General features: G+C 37.9%; 16 protein-coding genes. 8 read left to right on the top strand and 8 right to left on the bottom strand.

Features of this window, described 5'->3' with window-relative positions; genetic code table 11:
• Window positions 1-53: 53 nt before the first annotated feature.
• From SC428_RS13835 to SC428_RS13820, 4 genes are read left to right on the top strand one after another with little or no spacing between them, the layout of a single operon-like run.
• Window positions 54-1388: an ATPase, T2SS/T4P/T4SS family gene (locus tag SC428_RS13835; protein WP_412544688.1), complete on the top strand. Its 1335-nt coding sequence runs from the start codon at window positions 54-56 to the stop codon at window positions 1386-1388.
• Entirely contained in the window at window positions 1372-2400 is a 1029-nt protein-coding gene (locus SC428_RS13830) for a type II secretion system F family protein (RefSeq protein WP_070927232.1), read from the top strand. Before SC428_RS13835 ends, SC428_RS13830 begins: the two co-directional genes overlap by 17 nt.
• A gap of 18 nt (window positions 2401-2418) precedes the next feature.
• Window positions 2419-3267, top strand: coding sequence for a prepilin peptidase (locus tag SC428_RS13825; RefSeq protein ID WP_140187248.1), 849 nt, complete (start codon window positions 2419-2421; stop codon window positions 3265-3267).
• 1 nt (window position 3268) lies between these two features.
• The gene (locus SC428_RS13820; protein WP_070927236.1) at window positions 3269-4438 is read left to right on the top strand and encodes a hypothetical protein; all 1170 of its coding nucleotides are present in this window, start codon (window positions 3269-3271) and stop codon (window positions 4436-4438) included.
• A gap of 106 nt (window positions 4439-4544) precedes the next feature.
• Here the strand turns inward: SC428_RS13820 and SC428_RS13815 are convergent, their stop codons facing one another.
• The 4 genes from SC428_RS13815 to SC428_RS13800 all read right to left on the bottom strand — a co-directional run bounded on the left by SC428_RS13815 (window position 4545) and on the right by SC428_RS13800 (window position 9613).
• Entirely contained in the window at window positions 4545-5027 is a 483-nt protein-coding gene (locus SC428_RS13815; RefSeq protein WP_070927238.1) for a DUF6882 domain-containing protein, read from the bottom strand.
• A gap of 14 nt (window positions 5028-5041) precedes the next feature.
• A complete protein-coding gene (locus tag SC428_RS13810) occupies window positions 5042-5977 on the bottom strand; it encodes a nucleoside hydrolase (RefSeq protein WP_140178899.1) in 936 nt (311 codons plus the stop codon).
• Window positions 5978-6161: 184 nt separating this feature from the next.
• The gene (locus SC428_RS13805; protein ID WP_318708128.1) at window positions 6162-8321 is read right to left on the bottom strand and encodes an ornithine decarboxylase; all 2160 of its coding nucleotides are present in this window, start codon (window positions 8319-8321) and stop codon (window positions 6162-6164) included.
• A gap of 272 nt (window positions 8322-8593) precedes the next feature.
• Window positions 8594-9613 carry a mechanosensitive ion channel family protein gene (locus SC428_RS13800; protein WP_070927242.1) on the bottom strand — a complete coding sequence of 340 codons (1020 nt, stop codon included), beginning with the start codon at window positions 9611-9613 and terminating at the stop codon, window positions 8594-8596.
• Between the two features lie 154 nt (window positions 9614-9767).
• On the opposite strand from SC428_RS13800, the gene SC428_RS13795 reads away from it, so the two are divergent.
• The gene (locus SC428_RS13795) at window positions 9768-10163 is read left to right on the top strand and encodes a DUF2750 domain-containing protein (protein WP_070927244.1); all 396 of its coding nucleotides are present in this window, start codon (window positions 9768-9770) and stop codon (window positions 10161-10163) included.
• A 38-nt stretch (window positions 10164-10201) separates the two neighbouring features.
• On the opposite strand, the gene SC428_RS13790 is transcribed toward SC428_RS13795, so the two are convergent.
• From SC428_RS13790 to rbsK, 3 genes are all read right to left on the bottom strand, one after another.
• A complete protein-coding gene (locus tag SC428_RS13790) occupies window positions 10202-11218 on the bottom strand; it encodes an aldose 1-epimerase family protein (RefSeq protein WP_070927301.1) in 1017 nt (338 codons plus the stop codon).
• A 103-nt stretch (window positions 11219-11321) separates the two neighbouring features.
• Window positions 11322-12626: an L-fucose:H+ symporter permease gene (gene fucP, locus SC428_RS13785; protein WP_070927246.1), complete on the bottom strand. Its 1305-nt coding sequence runs from the start codon at window positions 12624-12626 to the stop codon at window positions 11322-11324.
• Window positions 12627-12830: 204 nt separating this feature from the next.
• Window positions 12831-13751 carry a ribokinase gene (gene rbsK / locus SC428_RS13780; protein WP_070927248.1) on the bottom strand — a complete coding sequence of 307 codons (921 nt, stop codon included), beginning with the start codon at window positions 13749-13751 and terminating at the stop codon, window positions 12831-12833.
• A gap of 173 nt (window positions 13752-13924) precedes the next feature.
• On the opposite strand from rbsK, the gene deoC reads away from it, so the two are divergent.
• The 3 genes from deoC (at window position 13925) to fic (ending at window position 16777) form a co-directional block, all read left to right on the top strand.
• Complete coding sequence (gene deoC, locus SC428_RS13775) at window positions 13925-14593, top strand: deoxyribose-phosphate aldolase (protein ID WP_070927250.1); 669 nt, start codon at window positions 13925-13927, stop codon at window positions 14591-14593.
• 46 nt (window positions 14594-14639) lie between these two features.
• Window positions 14640-15419 (top strand): DNA-binding transcriptional repressor DeoR, encoded by a 780-nt coding sequence (gene deoR, locus SC428_RS13770; RefSeq protein WP_070927304.1) that lies wholly within the window; start codon window positions 14640-14642, stop codon window positions 15417-15419.
• A 242-nt stretch (window positions 15420-15661) separates the two neighbouring features.
• Window positions 15662-16777 (top strand): protein adenylyltransferase Fic, encoded by a 1116-nt coding sequence (fic, locus tag SC428_RS13765; protein ID WP_070927252.1) that lies wholly within the window; start codon window positions 15662-15664, stop codon window positions 16775-16777.
• A 39-nt stretch (window positions 16778-16816) separates the two neighbouring features.
• Here fic and rnz read toward each other — a convergent pair whose 3' ends face one another.
• Window positions 16817-17731, bottom strand: a complete 915-nt coding sequence (gene rnz, locus SC428_RS13760; RefSeq protein ID WP_318708121.1) for a ribonuclease Z — start codon at window positions 17729-17731, stop codon at window positions 16817-16819.
• Window positions 17732-17755 lie beyond the last annotated feature (24 nt).

Below are 17755 nucleotides of genomic sequence, written 5' to 3'. Positions count from 1 at the left end.
TTTATGACATACGTGAGAAGATTAATTATATAAGCTATAAAAATAAGATTGAAATTTGTGGGGTTTTACTTTTAGATGAGCCTATTTATTTCCAGATTATTGAGCGCGATTCACTACAAATAAAAGCTAAAAAAATCGCAAAATCAAGTAAAGTTCAACTTGAATTGGAGCAGCTTCTCACTCAAGCTACTGCTGCCGGAGCGAGTGATTTACATATCACACGAGGTGATATTCTATCGCAAATAGAGTTTAGAATTAATGGTGAGCTGCGTCTGCACTCTCAAATGCGCTCCAAACAATGTGATGAACTTGTTTTTGTACTTTATAATGTTGAAGCTACAACAAAAGAGACCACATGGAATAGGCAAGTTCCACAAAGTGCTAATATTTTATATACATTAAATAAGAAAAAATACCGTTTTCGCTATGCCCACTTCCCTATATTTGGTGAGTCAGCAGATTGCTATCATTGTGTATTACGTATTATTTCAGCCGATATTGATAAAGTTGTTAATCCAAGTTTAGATAAAACAGGCTTTTCGCCTGAAGAAATTTCTGATGTCAAAAAAATACTCAGCAATCCATATGGTGTTTATTTTATCGCAGGTACAACCGGTTCAGGAAAATCAACAACGCTGAAGACGGTCATGGAGTGGTTACAAATTAATCGATATGATGATAAAGGTTGTTTTCTAACTGTTGAAGATCCTGTCGAATATTATATATATGGCGCAAAACAAAGCTCAGTGCTTGACGTTAATGGCGGGGGATTTCATGCCGCGATTAAATCTGCATTACGTAGAGATCCAGATGTATTAATGATTGGTGAAATTCGTGATACCGTTTCATCAAATGCACTAGCTGGTGCCGTTGAGAGTGGACATTATTGTTTTACGACAGTGCATGCAGGTAGCATAGTCACTCTACTTCAGCGCCTTAGTGCTCTAGGTATTACAGGCGATAAGCTTTCTACCCCCGGTTTTATTGCCGGCTTGCAATGTCAAAAGCTAATGCCACTAGTGTGCCCTAAGTGTTGTAATACAAAAATAGTTCCTATTCTAAATAGAGACGTTTCTATTCATATTAAAAATAATGATGGTTGTGAATACTGCAATTACACTGGCATCAAAGGTAGGAAATTAATTGCCGAATATATGCTACCAAAACAAGATGAATTAATTGCCATTTCAAAAAGTAATTGGCTTGAAGCTTATATTTTGTGGAGAAAGAAACGCCTTACTCATCCAGGAATGAGCGAAGGGTTTTCTATTAAAGAAAAAACGATGGCATTTGTGATAAAAGGCTATATATGTTACGAGTGGTTTACTCATGAATTTGGTGAGCTAAGCACTGAAGATATGGAGGTAATTTTTGAGAAAGTTCAGTAAAAAACAGCGTTTATATATGTATAAATTCTGTGCCGATATGATACAAGCTAATCTACCTCTTTATGATTCAATACTTAAGCTTAAAGAAGAAGGTCTTGCTATTTTAGGTAAGAGTTTTGTAAAAAAAATTGATGCGTTATTAAATCGCATGACATCTGGCGAATCAATTAGCTATGCTTTTGAGCCATACATACCTAAAGAAGAATTAAGTTTAATTTATTCCTCTGAAAAATCGGGTGCCTTAGCGGAAGGTTTTGAAGGCCTAATAGATATAATAACCTACAAAGATATGCTCAGCGCTAAAATAAAAAAAGCATTAGCATTTCCTATCATTATGATATGCCTATCATTAGTGGTTATTGCAGGTTATTCAGTTAAAGTTTTCCCTGCATTTGAAAAAGTACTCCCATCAAATCGATGGCCGGGTGTGACAAGCTCTCTTTATAACTTCGGATTATCCTTAGTCGATGGGTTATGGATTAATATTTTAATTTCCGCTGTTGTTATTTATTTTTTAATTAATTTCCTTTTAGCTAATGTTAAAGGAAAAATAAGAGATGATATACTGGATAGGGTTATTCCGTTCTCTATATATAAAAAAGTTAATGCCGCTGTATTAATGACAAGCATCGCATCTATGCTACAAAACAGAATCCCCATCCAAGAAGCATTGAATATTATTTCATTAAATGCAAATAAGTGGCTCTTATATCATGTCACAATTATGAGCAAGAATATGTCTACAGGCTTAAATTATGGTGACGCCTTAAATACAGGGATATTTGATAAACAAGTATTATTAAATATAAGTTTATATTCATCGTTACCCTCATTCTATGATGTTCTTAACTCCGTATCAGAAATAACAAAAAAGAATATTCTAATGAAAATAGAAGGTTTAGCCAATGGATTAAAAAGTTTTTCTACACTGGTACTAGGTGGATGCGTTATTTGGGTCTTTATTGCGTTATTTTCATTATCTGATCAACTTTCTAAAATGTCTGCTATGTAGATATATAATGGTAAATTTATGGATTCTTTCTTAGCTTGGTATTACCCAATTTTATTTTTAATTATAGGTGCTTGTATTGGTAGTTTTATCAATGTTGTGATCTATAGATATCCTATAATAATGTTACAGGATAAAAATAAACCGGAAAAAATTTCGTTATTTTATCCCGCTTCTCACTGTACTAGTTGCAATAAAAAAATATTAAAAACTGATAATATTCCTATTATTAGCTGGTTATTAAGAAAAGGTGAATGCCGCCACTGTGGCTCTAGATATTCAATCAAATATTTAATCACTGAGGCTGTTTTCAGTGTTGTTTACCTATCTGTTTTTATACTTTTCTATCCTCAGTATGGTATAAATTCAACTATATGTATTTTAGTCATTTTTAGTTATTTATATTGCATTTTTTTCATTGACCTAAAGCATTTTTTAATTCCGGATATAATGACAATACCTCTAATTATTTTGGGGTTTATTTCTGCATGGTATAATTTCATACCTATCACAATCATGGAATCAGTGATTGGCTCAATTGTTATATTTACTATTATTTTTATAACAGGTTTTTTATTTAAATATTTCCGTGGTATTGATGCTATAGGATTTGGAGACTATAAACTATTTGCTGTTGGCGGTGCATGGTGTGGTATTTTCCATATTCAATATCTCATTATTTTTTCTTCTATTTTTGGTATTATTTTCTATATCATTAATAAAAAAGCCAATATATGCTCTACTAAAAACATTAGTTACCTAGACGATATCATCGAAATAAAAGATAAAGTTATTCCATTTGGCCCATCAATTTGCTTGTCAATCATACTGAATGTTCTAATTATTTTTTATCTTCCTTATAAGGTTTAATATGAAAATACCTACATTTTTTTTAAAGTTTATATTGTTATGTCTTATGGCTACAAGTCATTATACCTATGCTGAAGCAAGCCAATACGTTAGTGTTTTAATAAAAAATGAACTAGATGACAATATTACCCTTGAAAAGAGATTGATGTGGGATAGAGTGGGAAGCTTACCTGCCGGGGTTATTTATGCAGATAATGAAAACCGCTTTCATTCTAAAGGTCTAGCATTACGCGGAACAGGTGGTATTTATGTCCATAAGATAGAAGATGATTTATATTTAGACATGGTCTTCGATCAATACCACTATGGATATTTTGAATATCAAGTTTGTTTATCAAACAAAGCTAGGACTAACTTTCATAGTGATAAAACCTCAATAGCAAATTATAATAAAAATAATCCTACAGGCAAGTTAGACTGTAAATCCGACTCGAGTAATAGTAGCAGCTATCAAGACAAAAAAGTTGAATATGGTGACATTGTCGTCAAAATTCATGTTGTTCCTAAAAAAGTAGGTGTATTTAAAGCTTATAATGCAAAAGAGGTCACTGTTACTGTTGATTATGGTAAATGTAAAGGACGTCAAGCTTTCCAATCAGCCACCTTTTCACAAACTCAAAGAGTCAACTCGAAAGATGCAGTATATGCTCTCTATGATGATTGTTTGTACTATAGTTACTGCCCACAAAACTCTAAATTATGTCAATTTAAAAATGAAAATAATGATTTTGAAGGTACTTTTTATCCAATTAAATCAGATAGCGATATTACCAATTTATTCTCTAGGAAAAATTCTATCATTCATCAAAACAGACTCTTATCTTATGATAAAAAGGCAATGGATCGTGGTTTTTCTCAGAAAAAGGTAAATAGTAATCTATTCAAAATAGGAAAAAAGATCTCTGCAACTCAGTTAAAACAATTAATGGATGATACTGACCGAGATTATTGCAACTATATTGCAGCTAAAGATAAAAATAAAGTTTGCCATAATCCAACCTATGCAATGCAACCTAGAATAGCAAATCAATTAAAATACTTAGATAAAAAGTATTTGGATAAATATGTTTGCTATATACATACAACAACCTATCCAAATATAGGCTCAAATATCTGTGAGCTAGCGCCAAACTTTACGATTGTTAATGGTAAGATTGAAAGTCGTCAATAGAGAAATATATTACCTATAAAATTTAGACAATAAGGCGGCTGTTCGCGCTACGGACGCCTTATTTAAATCGTGGCCAAATCACTTCACAATACAACATTGTGGAGTGTTAATCAGCACTCATTCGCCGTACCGAAACCTCACCAAAAGTCATAAAAATTAATACATTACCTGAAACCCCACGATACACACCTTGTTGCTGATTTAATTCACAAGCCAAAGCAGCATATTGCCATGCTTCAATTTCATCAATTTCACAAATTGCTTCAGTTAAAGGCTCATAACCATGGCGCTCACCAAATTCCTGCACTGCCAGAGCATCTCGAATAAGCGGCTCTTCAATTGAGCTATTTGCCCACCCCCACATCCAGCTACCTTGGTTTTGATCATAAGTACCAGTTATTTGTACAGGCGCTGTAACCACTATATTGTCTGGGGCTTGAAATATGATTGTCCCCTGCTCTTGATCAACAGACCAATTCGCTTCATCAAGTTTCCAGTTATCGCAATGAAATTGATTTTTATATTGCAAAGAATTCATGCTGCGCTCGATTAATGCAGCATAAGGCATATTTTCTAGTTGTTGATCCATGATCATTACCTTAATTATCGAATATTCTTTAATGCATCGACCACCAGCTGCCAAAATTTAGCATGATCGAGTTTAACTGCAACTTGAGTATGGCAATCATCGGGGGCAGGATGACGAAAATCAGCGACTGTCATGCCTAATGTTAATGTCCCTGTTAGTTCAATATCTACCGGTACACGCTGCGTCGTCATTACTGTTGGGTCAATAACATAAGCAACAGCGCAGGGATCATGTACTGGAGGAGCATCGAAACCTTGAGCCTGTTTATACATCCTTCCAAAAAACGCTAATAATTCGATTACAAATTGAGAGCAATCCGTTCCCACCTCGGTGATATTCGCGACAATATCGGGGGTTGCTAATGCTTGGTGAGTTAGGTCGAGTCCAACCATCGTTAATGGCCATTTTTCATTGAAAACAATATGTGCCGCTTCAGGGTCAATCTTAATATTAAATTCAGCGACAGCGCTCCAATTACCGACATGATACCCGCCCCCCATCAAAACCACTTCTTTGACCCGTTCGACAATACGGGGCTCAAGCCTTGCCGCAAGTGCAATATTAGTCAATGCACCTGTTGGTACTAAGGTAATGGTTTTAGGTGGATGTGACATGATAAGTTTAATAATTAACTCGACAGCATGGCAACTTTCCAACATCAATGTCGGCTCAGGCAGTTTTGGGCCATCTAAACCAGAATCGCCGTGAATATCTGGAGCCACCTCTATTTCACGCACTAATGGCCGAGAAGCTCCCGCAGCAAAAGGGATGCCTTGGATTTTCGCCATTTCAGCCACAGCTAGCGCATTATGGGTTACTTTTTCCAGAGTCTGATTACCCGCTACTGTGGTAACCGCTAGTAAGTCAATTTCAGGATTACCGTAGGCCAAGAGAAGTGCGATTGCATCATCATGCCCCGGATCGCAATCAAGAATAATTTTTTTTGCCATACACCCTACCTTTAAGCATAAATAACAGGTTCATTATTTTTAGTGTATAGATAAATTATTGAGAACGCATTGTTAACCATCTCAAAGTTATACTTTTCAATGGCGCTAATAAAGGCGTAAGTGATGTCTTTTATCAAGAAGTATTGCCCACAACCTATTTTATGCTGTAGGCAATTTCTAACGATTATTTTAAAACATGCGCATAAACACACTTTTGTCCATCTTCTGTTTTTGGAAGATAGACCCCTTGTAACTCAGGCGCAAAACCGGGGAGTAAATTGATCCCTGCTTCTAAAGCTTGGAAATAACGCAATACTGGCCCTTCCCACACTTCACCGGGAACTACGCACAATACACCCGGAGGATAGGGTAACGCACCTTCGGCAGCAATACGGCCTTCTAACTCGGATAATGGTAACAACTCCACATTGCCACGAATAAACTCAAGGTGAGCTTGCTGCGGATTCATTTTCACCGTAGGAAAATGCTGCCTGCGAAACATCTCTTTTTGTAGCTGTTTAATATTATATTCAACGCTTAATTGATGCATTTCCTGACATAAGCGACGCAGAGTATAACCTTGATAATGCTGTTGATAGCGTTGATAAACTGACGGCAATACATCCTCTAATAATGCATCTTCATCTAGAAACTGTTCAAAACGAATCAAATGCATCACCAATAAATCAAGCTTTTCTTGGCTTTCTGCGGGGGTCAGTAAAAATAGAATTGAATTCAAATCGCATTTTTCAGGGATCACGCCATGTTCGCGCAAAAAATGCGCCAATATAGTGGCAGGAACACCAAAAGCTTCATACTCACCAGTTTGAGCATCAATACCTGGCGTGGTGAGCATTAATTTACATGGATCCACAAAATATTGATTTTCTGCATAACCATCAAATGCATGCCAACGCTGTTTAGGTATGAAATTAAAAAAGCGCTGATCAGAGGCTATTTGCTCTGTTGGATAGGTTTGCCATGGCTTATCATCCACTAGTTCAGGTATAAATGGCCTGAAATAGTTACAGTGGTTAATAATCGCTTTTCTCACCTCAATCCCTTGCTTAACGCACTCCATCCACATCATTTCACCCGCATCCCCTTGATGTATACGAGCATTGACATCAAGAGAAGCAAACAACGGATAAAATGGGCTGGTTGATGCATGCATCATAAATGCATTATTGAGCTTTTTATGGGACACAAAACGCGGTTGCCCCTTTATATGATTATCTTTCTTATGAATTTGTGATGCTTGAGAGAACCCTGCTAACTGTTTATGTACCGACTGAGTCACCATAATGCCAGGATCATTTTCATTCAGTTCCAATAATAATGGTGAACATTGACGCATCATTGGAATGAATTGCTCATAACCGACCCATGCTGAATCAAATAAAATGTAGTCACAAAGGTGACCGATTTTATCGACTACTTGCTTTGCATTATATACAGTGCCATCGTAAGTCCCCAATTGGATCACCGCCAAGCGGAATGGGCGCGCAGTAGCACTCTTTTCTGGCATTACATCATCAATGAGTCCACGCAAATAGCTTTCTTCAAAGCAGTGTGCATCAATTCCCCCGATAAAACCAAACGGGTTACGAGCGGTCTCTAAATATACAGGTGTTGCCCCCGCCTGAATTAAGGCGCCATGGTGGTTAGATTTATGATTATTACGATCAAACAGTACCAAATCACCCGGTGTTAATAAGGCATTAAGTACCACCTTATTGGATGAGGAAGTCCCATTTAGTACAAAATAGGTTTTGTCTGCATTGAATACTTTTGCAGCAAATTTCTGTGCTTCTTTTGCTGCACCTTCGTGAATTAATAAATCACCCATCGCCACATCAGCATTACATAAATCAGTGCGAAACAAATTTTCCCCATAAAACTGATAAAACTGTTCGCCCGTTGGGTGGCGACGGAAAAATTGCCCGCCTTGATGGCCAGGACAGGCAAAAGTAACGTTATGACCTGCGGCATAATCCATCATTCGTGCAAAAAATGGAGGTAATAATTGTTCAAGATAGCGCGTTGCGGCATCAAATAATTGGCGACTATTTTCTGTACGCTCAGCAGGTGCCGGCGGTAAAATTCCCGTTAAATAGGGAGGAATTTTAATATCATTAGGGAGCTGTTTATCACTAATGATAAACAGTGGAATACTGAGTTTGCTATCAGCAACCCTTTTCCACAGCCCTTGATTGGCATCCTGTTCGGATAGCACAACGGCAGCAATATTGTTTAACTGTGCATCGCGAATATCTACCCATTGGAAATCCCCCGAAAAGTAGATTGCGACCCCCTGACTACATGCCACATTAATTTTTTGCATAACAGTCTGGCTCTTGGTTAGCTGAGGAAAAGAGGCCGACAATATACTGGATAGAAACTAAGATTGGAATGCTCAGTACGCCTAGAAATAATTAGATGCGCTATAAAGCAGATGATCTTTTATAACCCGCTGGTTAATCGTATAAAAATATTGAGGCGTACACTGAAAGAAAACAGAATTAAACATGAAAAATGTTATATCAAGTAAAATCACCGACCAACATTGAGATTTTAATCAGAATATTAGTCGGCAATTTTATCAAGAATGGGACGTTAGTTGTTTTTTTCCATGTACAGTGTTTGCGAAGGAAACGCAAAGTCAGCGCCATGCTGTTTAACAATATCAATTATCTTTAAATAAACACCTTGTTGTGCTGCTAACCATTCCGCCCAAACGGTTGTTTTAGTGAAACAATACACCATGATATTTAAGGATGAATCAGCAAATTCATCAAAGTAAACCAATAAGGTTTGCCCTGTATCAATGCTAGGGTCTTGCTGCAACATAGTGCGAATATCGCTAACAATGACGCCTATCTTATCAGCATCCTCATAACGCAGGCCTATCGCGGTTTTGATCCGACGGTTGGTCATACGGCCAGGGTTTTCCACACTTATCGATGAAAATACAGAGTTTGGAATATACAGAGGTCGATGATCAAAGGTAATAATTTTCGTGATCCGCCAACCAATCTCTACCACTGTCCCTTCAATATTTCTATCTGGAGAACTTACCCAATCACCAATATTAAAAGGTCTATCAAAATACAGCATGATCCCTGAGAAGAAGTTACTCAGTATATCTTTACCCGCCATACCGATAGCAATACCACCTATACCACCAAAAGCCATTAATCCTGACAGGCTCATTCCAAAATGTTCACCAAATAGTAAGATGATCACGACGAATGTTGCCGTTTTAAATACCCTTGCAATGATACGTGCTGATGTTGGATCGCTGCCTTTCTTTATTTGCGCTTTTTCAAGCCGGTTAGCCAGTTGAAATAATTTGCGCATCAGAATAACGGCAATTAATGCAACTGTTATAAAATTAACCAATGGTGTTGAAATAAAGGTCAAATCAAAGTCGGTCGCTGCCATATCAACATACTGCGCCGCAACCACAACTATCCCGCATAATACGGCGGTTTGAATAACATGAATCAAAATGCTTTTACGTTTATGTTTGTGTTTATGCCTTTTACTGAGCATCTCGAAAACAATAAAAATGGCTAAAAATACTGTAATGATCGTAATCCCGATCGCATATTTTTCGAGTAATGTGTCAATCATACTTTACTGCCCTCAACAGCCATACTTTACATTTTTCGATGGTATTTGTTACATTGCGAACTATTTAAAACGTTACTAAGATAACAACTTTAGAGTTTATTTTCTTGATAATTATCAGTCACTTTTTTAGAGCGTCTAATACAGAGCAGATAACATGTTTAGCCCAAATCAAAAACAGATTAAAAATGTACTAGAGCTAAGCTTACAACAAAAATACCTTTATTTTGTTGGTAAAGTTGCCGATTGGCAGGAAGTTTGGACTTTGTGTGATGTCAATGAGCTAGTAACGTTCAAAGATGATCATCATCGATTGTTGTTTCCAGTTTGGCCAGCAAAAGCCTATGTTGAGCGTAATTTAGAGGGGAAATGGTCACATTTTGCAGCAAAACAGCTGGATTTAACCTATTTAATGACGGAAATGTTACCTGATATGCATGAAGCGAATATAACAATTGCAATTATGATGGATCCACAGTGCCAAACCTATGTTATCACTGAAGCAAACCCTCTTTTGCAAGACTTAATTGAGGAATGCAAACAATACCAGTAAAAGCACAGGTCCAGACAGTACCTGTGCTGGTGACAATATTATTTTTCAACCCCTGTTGTCACGGTAAACTGCCGCTTTTCTCCTGCCTCAAGCCAAATGAGAGTTTGATTATTTTTTGCAGCTAAAAAACCTTCCGGTCGACACGTTGCAGGTAAAACAAATGCACCTACTTTTTGATCACCATTATACAGGATCCAGCGAGTCGCATAATTAAGCTCTGAAGCACTGAAACGCGTTACAAACGAAGTTCCTTCAGGCGATGTCATACGAAATTCAGGGTGTTGGGTGTATTGAGCTAAATTATCGATAAAAAACACAATTTCGGGATCGCAAAGGCTCGGCTGATTGAGCTGATCCAATGTGATTTTACCTGATTGAATAGCCTGATTAAACTCTAGCCACTGTGGTGTTGGATGAACATGCCCAGGAATAGATTCACGTAACATAATGGCGGTGTCAGGCACATTTTGACTCAGTTGTGCATCATCAACATAGGCGTAATTCATATGACACATGTATTGCAGCGGCATAGGGACGGATGCAAGGTTAGTTACTGACATTTGAATATCAAATAGCGCGCTATCCGTGGTTAATTTTACACTTGGTTCTGCAAGATAATGGTGACCAAATCCCATGACATATTCATATTTACCACAAACTTGTAAGCTGTTTGCTGATAACGATAACCATGCACTATCCATCGCTGCACAAGGCATTTCACCATGTAATGGATGATTATCCTCTGGCGATGGACAGCCATTACTAATTAAACCTGAATGGAAAGCAAAACACCCATAGGTTTCTACTACCGTTTTTACTGGTTTAGGCTCTGAAAACATATTATCCATTTTCAGATTTTGCCCACAGAACTCCGCATCCCAAATCATTTGCCCTAGAAATGGTAAAACGGTCAGATAGCCCTGTGAATTTTCAATTCTTAAACCTTCAACACCCGAAGCATATCGAAAGGCATGTGCCGTAAAATGGTTATTTTTAATGATCAGTGTTGGTCTATCCGTAAATAAGCTTTTGTGAAGTGGAATTAGCGTATTCATTTTCATACTCACGGTTAATTAATCGATAAGGCAGGTTAGCCTGCCTGAAGTTGTGGACTAAGCGGAATAAAAGCATGTTTTCCCGCTCCGTGTTATAAAAGAGTTATTCAGCATTCTTTGTTTTGAAGCGGCGCTCACCAACAAAGTAAATACCAACATAGATAAAACAGAACATAGAAACGAGGAAAGAAAGTTGCAGTGAATGGAGTGCGTCGGCAACATAACCTTGCACGGCAGGAACAAACGCCGCTCCCACAATTGCCATAACGATCACCGCCCCCGCCATTTCAGTGTGTTCATTATCAACTGTATCTAAAGTACCCGCATAGATTGTTGCCCAACACGGTCCAAATAAAATACTCACTAATACAGCTGCATAAACCGCGGTAAAACTAGGAATGAAGGCGACATAAGCTAAGAAAAGAGCACCGATTACAGAATAGATAATCAACACTTTTTCGGCATTAAAGCGAGTCATTAATATATTGGCGATAAACTTACCAATAAAGAAACAAGCGAAGCTATATACCATAAAGTTAGAGGCGTCACGTTCGTTAATATCGCCCATTTCAAGTGCTAAACGGATAGTGAATGACCATACCGCGACTTGCATTCCCACATATAAGAACTGAGCAATAATTCCTTTTCTGAAGCGGCTATTTTTTGCTAGATATTTCAGAGTATCTAATGCTGATGGGCGCTTATGATCTTTAGTTTCTGCTACTTTACATTTAGGAAATTTAGTCAGTAAAAATAGGATCATCACCACAACCAACACCATGATCATATAACGATACGGCTCTAGTGTATTTTCAAGCATCGCTAAACGGAATTGATGCACTTGGTCGGGATTCATGTTTGCCATCTGAGCTTGCAAACTTTCGCCTTCCGAAAATACAAGATATTTGCCAAGTAAGATGCCGCCAGCAGCACCAATAGGATAAAAGGTTTGGCTAATATTTAAGCGCAATGTTGCATATTGTTTTGGCCCAATCATCGAGCTATAAGTATTTGCCGCAGTTTCAAGAAAACTTAAACCGATCGCAATCGCAAAAATTGCAGCTAAAAACATGGTATAAGTTGCCATATGTGATGCAGGGAAAAACATTGAGCAGCCCGCAATATATAAAATTAAACCAATCATAATTGTATATTTATAACTGGTTTTTTTGATCACGAGAGAAGCCGGAATGGCAATTAAGAAATAACCGCCATAGAAGGCACTTTGCACTAATGCAGAAGCAAAGTTACTTAATTCAAAAACGCTTTTAAACTGTGTGATTAAAATGTCATTAAGTGCCGCAGCACATCCCCAGAGTGGAAATAAGCACGACAGTAGGATAAATTGGAATATAGGAGTCCGACTCAGATAACCATCAGGTAACTGAGTAATATTTTTGATGTTCATTACGTAACCCTTCTTTTTATTATTAATATACTCATCATATTTCAAGCTACAGTGTTACTAACTTCACTCACGACGCTAATCACATACTTATATATGCCCTAGCCTCATTCATTTGTTACCTAGCTATACCTCAAATTATTCAGAGTAGATCCGTTTTATTGCGGCTCTACGGCCGCATTAATAACGAGGGATATTGGTTTTTTATTAACTATTCAGCTGCACAAACTCGGTAAATTGCTCAATACTTGGGTAAGAAGATTGAGTGCCTTTGCCCGTTACACTAAATGCAGAAAATAGTACGGCTTTTTTCAATGCATCAGCAATATTGCCTGTATGGACATAGTAATGAGAGAAACAACCAATAAACGCATCCCCTGCACCACTCGTATCTATCGCATTCACTTTAATAGCAGGGATCAGTAATTCGCTATCACGAGTCATCCACAACGCCCCTTTTTCACCTAATGTGACGATAAGATTCTTCAATCCTTTATCCAATAATGATTGAGCTGCACGACGGATATTATCCATGGTATCGACTGGCATATTGGTTAAAATTTCTAACTCGGTTTCATTGGGAACAAAGAAATCACAGCGGCAAGCAAAATCGAGATCTAATGTCCGTTGTGCTGGTGCTGGGTTAAGCAATACAGGGATATTATGCTTATTACCAAAAGCAATTGCGTGATAAACCGTTTCTAATTGCACTTCCAACTGCAATACGATCAATTTGCATTTTTTTAGATCTTCCGCAGCGCGTTCAATATCTTCAGGTGATAAGAATTTATTAGCGCCTTTCACGATCAAAATACTATTTGCAGAATTAGGATTTACAAAGATCGGTGCAACACCGCTGGATGTGCAAGGTACTTTCTCAACATAACGGGTATTGATGCCATACGATTCGAGATTACGGATCGTATTATCTGCAAAAATATCATCTCCTACTTTTGTTAGCATTATCACTTTTGAATTTAGCTTTGCAGCGGCAACAGCTTGATTGGCCCCTTTACCGCCACAACCAATCTTAAATGATGGGGCTTCCAAGGTCTCCCCTTCTTTTGGCATTTGATCGGTGTAAGTGATCAAATCGACCATATTTGAACCTATAACTGCTATATCCATAATGTCCCTCGTGTTAAATAAATCACATAATGATATAATTATAACATTATCATGTTGCATAAATATCATTTGTGATTAAGATCTCGAATAACGAATGACCAAGTGTTATATCCGCCACATTTTTTCATTCATTGTTATGAAACCCATATTTGATCTTTATAGGAAACATTTAAATGAAAAACTTAGCACAATTTATCGATCACACTTTATTAGCAGCCAATGCTACCGTAAATGACATCAAACAGCTTTGCGCCGAAGCCGCTGAATATCACTTTGCTTCCGTATGTGTTAACACAGGCTATGTTCCTTTAGCTAGCGAGTGTCTCAAAAATAGCGATGTTATGGTCTGTTGTGTGGTAGGCTTTCCTCTCGGTGCCTGCTTAACAGAAGCAAAAGCGTTTGAAGCCGCTGAAGCCGTGCGTCGTGGCGCAAATGAAGTTGATATGGTGATCAATGTGGGGATGCTAAAAAGTGGTGACCTAGAGTTTGTTCGCCAAGACATCGCGACCGTTTTAGCCGCGTGTGGCAATGCAACACTAAAAGTCATTTTAGAAACTTGTTTGCTAACTGATGAAGAAATTATTCAAGTTTGTGAAATTTGCCGCACATTGAACGTTGGTTTTGTGAAAACCTCAACAGGTTTCAGTACAATGGGGGCAACTGAACACCATGTTGCATTAATGCGTAAAGTGGTTGGTGAGGAAATTGGAGTTAAAGCCTCTGGTGGTGTTCGCGACCGTGAAACAGCAGAGAGAATGATCAAAGCCGGAGCCAACCGCGTTGGTGCTAGCGCGAGTGTCGCGATTGTCTCGGGCGAAAATGTAACCTCAAGTGGGTACTAAACGATGGGGCGCGGCCAGCCCGCGCCAATTAAAAAAGGATTGCTCGGTGATAGAAACTAAACAAAAAGAACGCCTTCGTCGATTGAGCGAATGTATTAAACGCTCAGGAAGAATTCATCTTAAAGAAGCAGCGAGAATACTTGAAGTCTCTGAAATGACGATTCGCCGTGACTTAAATGCAGATACTGAAGGCCCTATCCCTATGTCCCTTCTTGGTGGCTATATTGTTTCTGTTACCCAACCATCCTCACCGCAGCAAAACGATCCACAAGCCAACATTTTTACCCCCGATCAAACTGAAGAGTTGTATATCCCTAATTTAGCAGCAAGTATGGTATCCGAAGACGATGTGATCTTTTTTGATAATGGCATCGAGATGGCAACACTGATTTCACTGATCCCTGAAGAAATCAATTTCACGGGTATTTGTTACTCCCATAACGTTTTTCTTGCTCTCAGTCAGAAAAAAAATGCTACGGCATTATTATGCGGTGGGGAATATCACCCTAAGAGCGACTCTTTTTATAATCCAACCCAACCTTCAATTCTCGATTCAATAAACCCTAAAAAAGCCTTTATTTCCGCAGCGGGTATTCATAGTAGCTATGGTGTTACCTGCTACAACTTAGATGATCTACCAATGAAAAAGAAAGCGATGGAAAAGTCGATTCGTAAAATTTTACTCGCAAAATACAATCAATTTGACGAGGTAGCGACTGCAAATATGGGGGCTCTCTCCCAATTTGATATCATCATCACTAATCGGCAACTCTCAGATGAATACGAGACCTATTGCCGCAATGGGTTTGTGAAAGTTATATACTAGCTTCAATATGTCGATTTTTTATAAAACTTTCGACATATTATGACGACGTGTCGATTGAGTCGACATAACCTCAGAATATGTACATTTTTTTATAATTTTTCGACACATCATGATGACGTGTCGATTGAGTCGACATAACCTCAAAACATGTACATTTTTTCACGATTTTTCGACATATTTAAAGTGAGATCACCAATTTTAGTTTATACTCTATGACAAACGACAATAATAGAGATATGACAATGAATTGGGATCCTGTACTACCCCATAACAATTTACCTCAACTTCCTCCACAACAAGATGTTGAAACAAAAGTTGTTTTGAAAGCCTGTGTTGAAGCAAGAACAGCACTAGAAGGGCTAAAACAAGCGGGTGAATTATTACTTAATCAAAATTTATTAATTAATCTTATTCCGATACTTGAAGCGAAAGATAGCTCTGAAATAGAAAATATCGTAACAACGACAGATAAGCTTTTTCAGTATATCAATGAAGATAGTCATGCAGATCCAATGACTAAGGAAGCTTTGCGCTATCGAACTGCACTCTATGAAGGCTATAAAGAATTAGAAAATCGACCATTATGTGCAAATACGGCATTGAAAGTCTGTAATACCATTAAAAATACTCAGATGGAAGTTAGAAAGCTGCCTGGAACCGCACTAAAAAATCAAAAGACGGGGGAAATTATTTACACACCGCCACTAGGGGAGCAGAAAATTACAGAGCTTCTCAGTAATTGGGAAAAATTTATCCACCAAGAAGATGATTTAGATCCTTTAGTTAAACTAGCCCTCACTCATTATCAATTTGAAGCTATTCACCCGTATACAGATGGCAATGGGCGTACAGGAAGGATCTTAAATATATTATTTTTAATCGAAAAAGGCTTGATTACTATCCCTGTCCTCTATTTAAGCCGCTATATTATTAAAAATAGAAATGAGTATTACTCTTTGCTGTTAAACGTTACCAAAGAAAATGACTGGCAGTCATGGATCCTCTATATGCTCTCTGCCGTTGAACATACATCAAAATGGACAATGGAAAAAATCAATGCCATTCGTGATTTAATGGAACTGACATCTTCATATATTAAAACACATCATAATGATGTTTATAGCTATGAATTATTACAGTGCATTTTCGAACAACCTTACTGCCGGATCAAAAATTTAGTTGATAAAAAAATCGCACAACGACAAACTGCATCAGAGTATCTAAAAAAGCTTTGTGATATTAATGTATTACATGAAATGCAGGTTGGAAGGGAAAAATTATTCGTTAACTATAGATTGATGAGTTTAATGAGTGACGATCAACATCAATTTGAGCCCTATCCCAACCAAAGCGAATAAGTAAAAAACCACCTAGCCTGAGCTTTAGGTGGTTTAATTTTAAATTTTAATCGTCAAATAGTCGGCGGCTATTTCGGTATTTGGGAAAATAGCCTGGCACTCAGCCAGTAACATAGGTACGTCCTCTGCACTATAACGGCCACTAATATGCGTTGCGATAAACCGTTTCACTCCAGCATCACGTGCTAACTGCGCAGCTTGCCCAGTCGTACTATGTCCACGCTCATTGGCTTTTTCATAAAACGCATTTTCTAACGTTGTTTCATGCACCATCACATCAGCATTTTGCGCCAGTAATCGCGCCTGCTCCGTTGGCTCAGTATCACCAAAAATAGCAATCACTTTTCCTGCTCTCGGCTCACCTAAATAATCAGTCCCATTAACCGTCCGTCCATCATCTAGGGTGATAGTTTCACCTTCTTTCAGTGCCTGCATCCATGGTCCGCGAGGAATATTATCCTTCGCTAATTTTTCAGTATCTAACGAGCCAAGTTTGGGATGTTCTTCGATACGATAGCCATAGCACTCAACACGATGATCCAATGGATATGCCGTCACAATTAGCTGACCATCATCAAACAACTGTCCCGCTTCTATTTCAATAATTTCCAATGGATAAGTTAAGTAAGAGGCACTCAACGTTAATACCGTTTCCACGTACTGTTTGAGCCCTTTTGGTCCATATAATGTTAATAAATCAGTCGATCCCCCCATTGATCGACTACATAACAACCCCGGTAAACCAAAAATATGATCACCATGTAAATGAGTAATAAAAATTTTCTCGATTCTCGGCGCCTTAAATACGCTATTAAGGATCCGATGTTGAGTACCTTCACCACAGTCAAATAGCCAGTAGGTTTTGCGGATCCCTGTAAGATTTAACAGCATACTAGTCACATTACGCTCTTTTGTTGGTACGCCAGCACTCGTTCCTAGGAAAGTTAACTCCATATTTCAACCCTTATATAATTAATT

The sequence above is a fragment of the Providencia sp. 2023EL-00965 genome (assembly GCF_033550225.1).
In the GTDB taxonomy this organism is placed as follows: domain Bacteria; phylum Pseudomonadota; class Gammaproteobacteria; order Enterobacterales; family Enterobacteriaceae; genus Providencia; species Providencia manganoxydans.
This window is presented reverse-complemented; position numbering and strand designations above follow the sequence as displayed.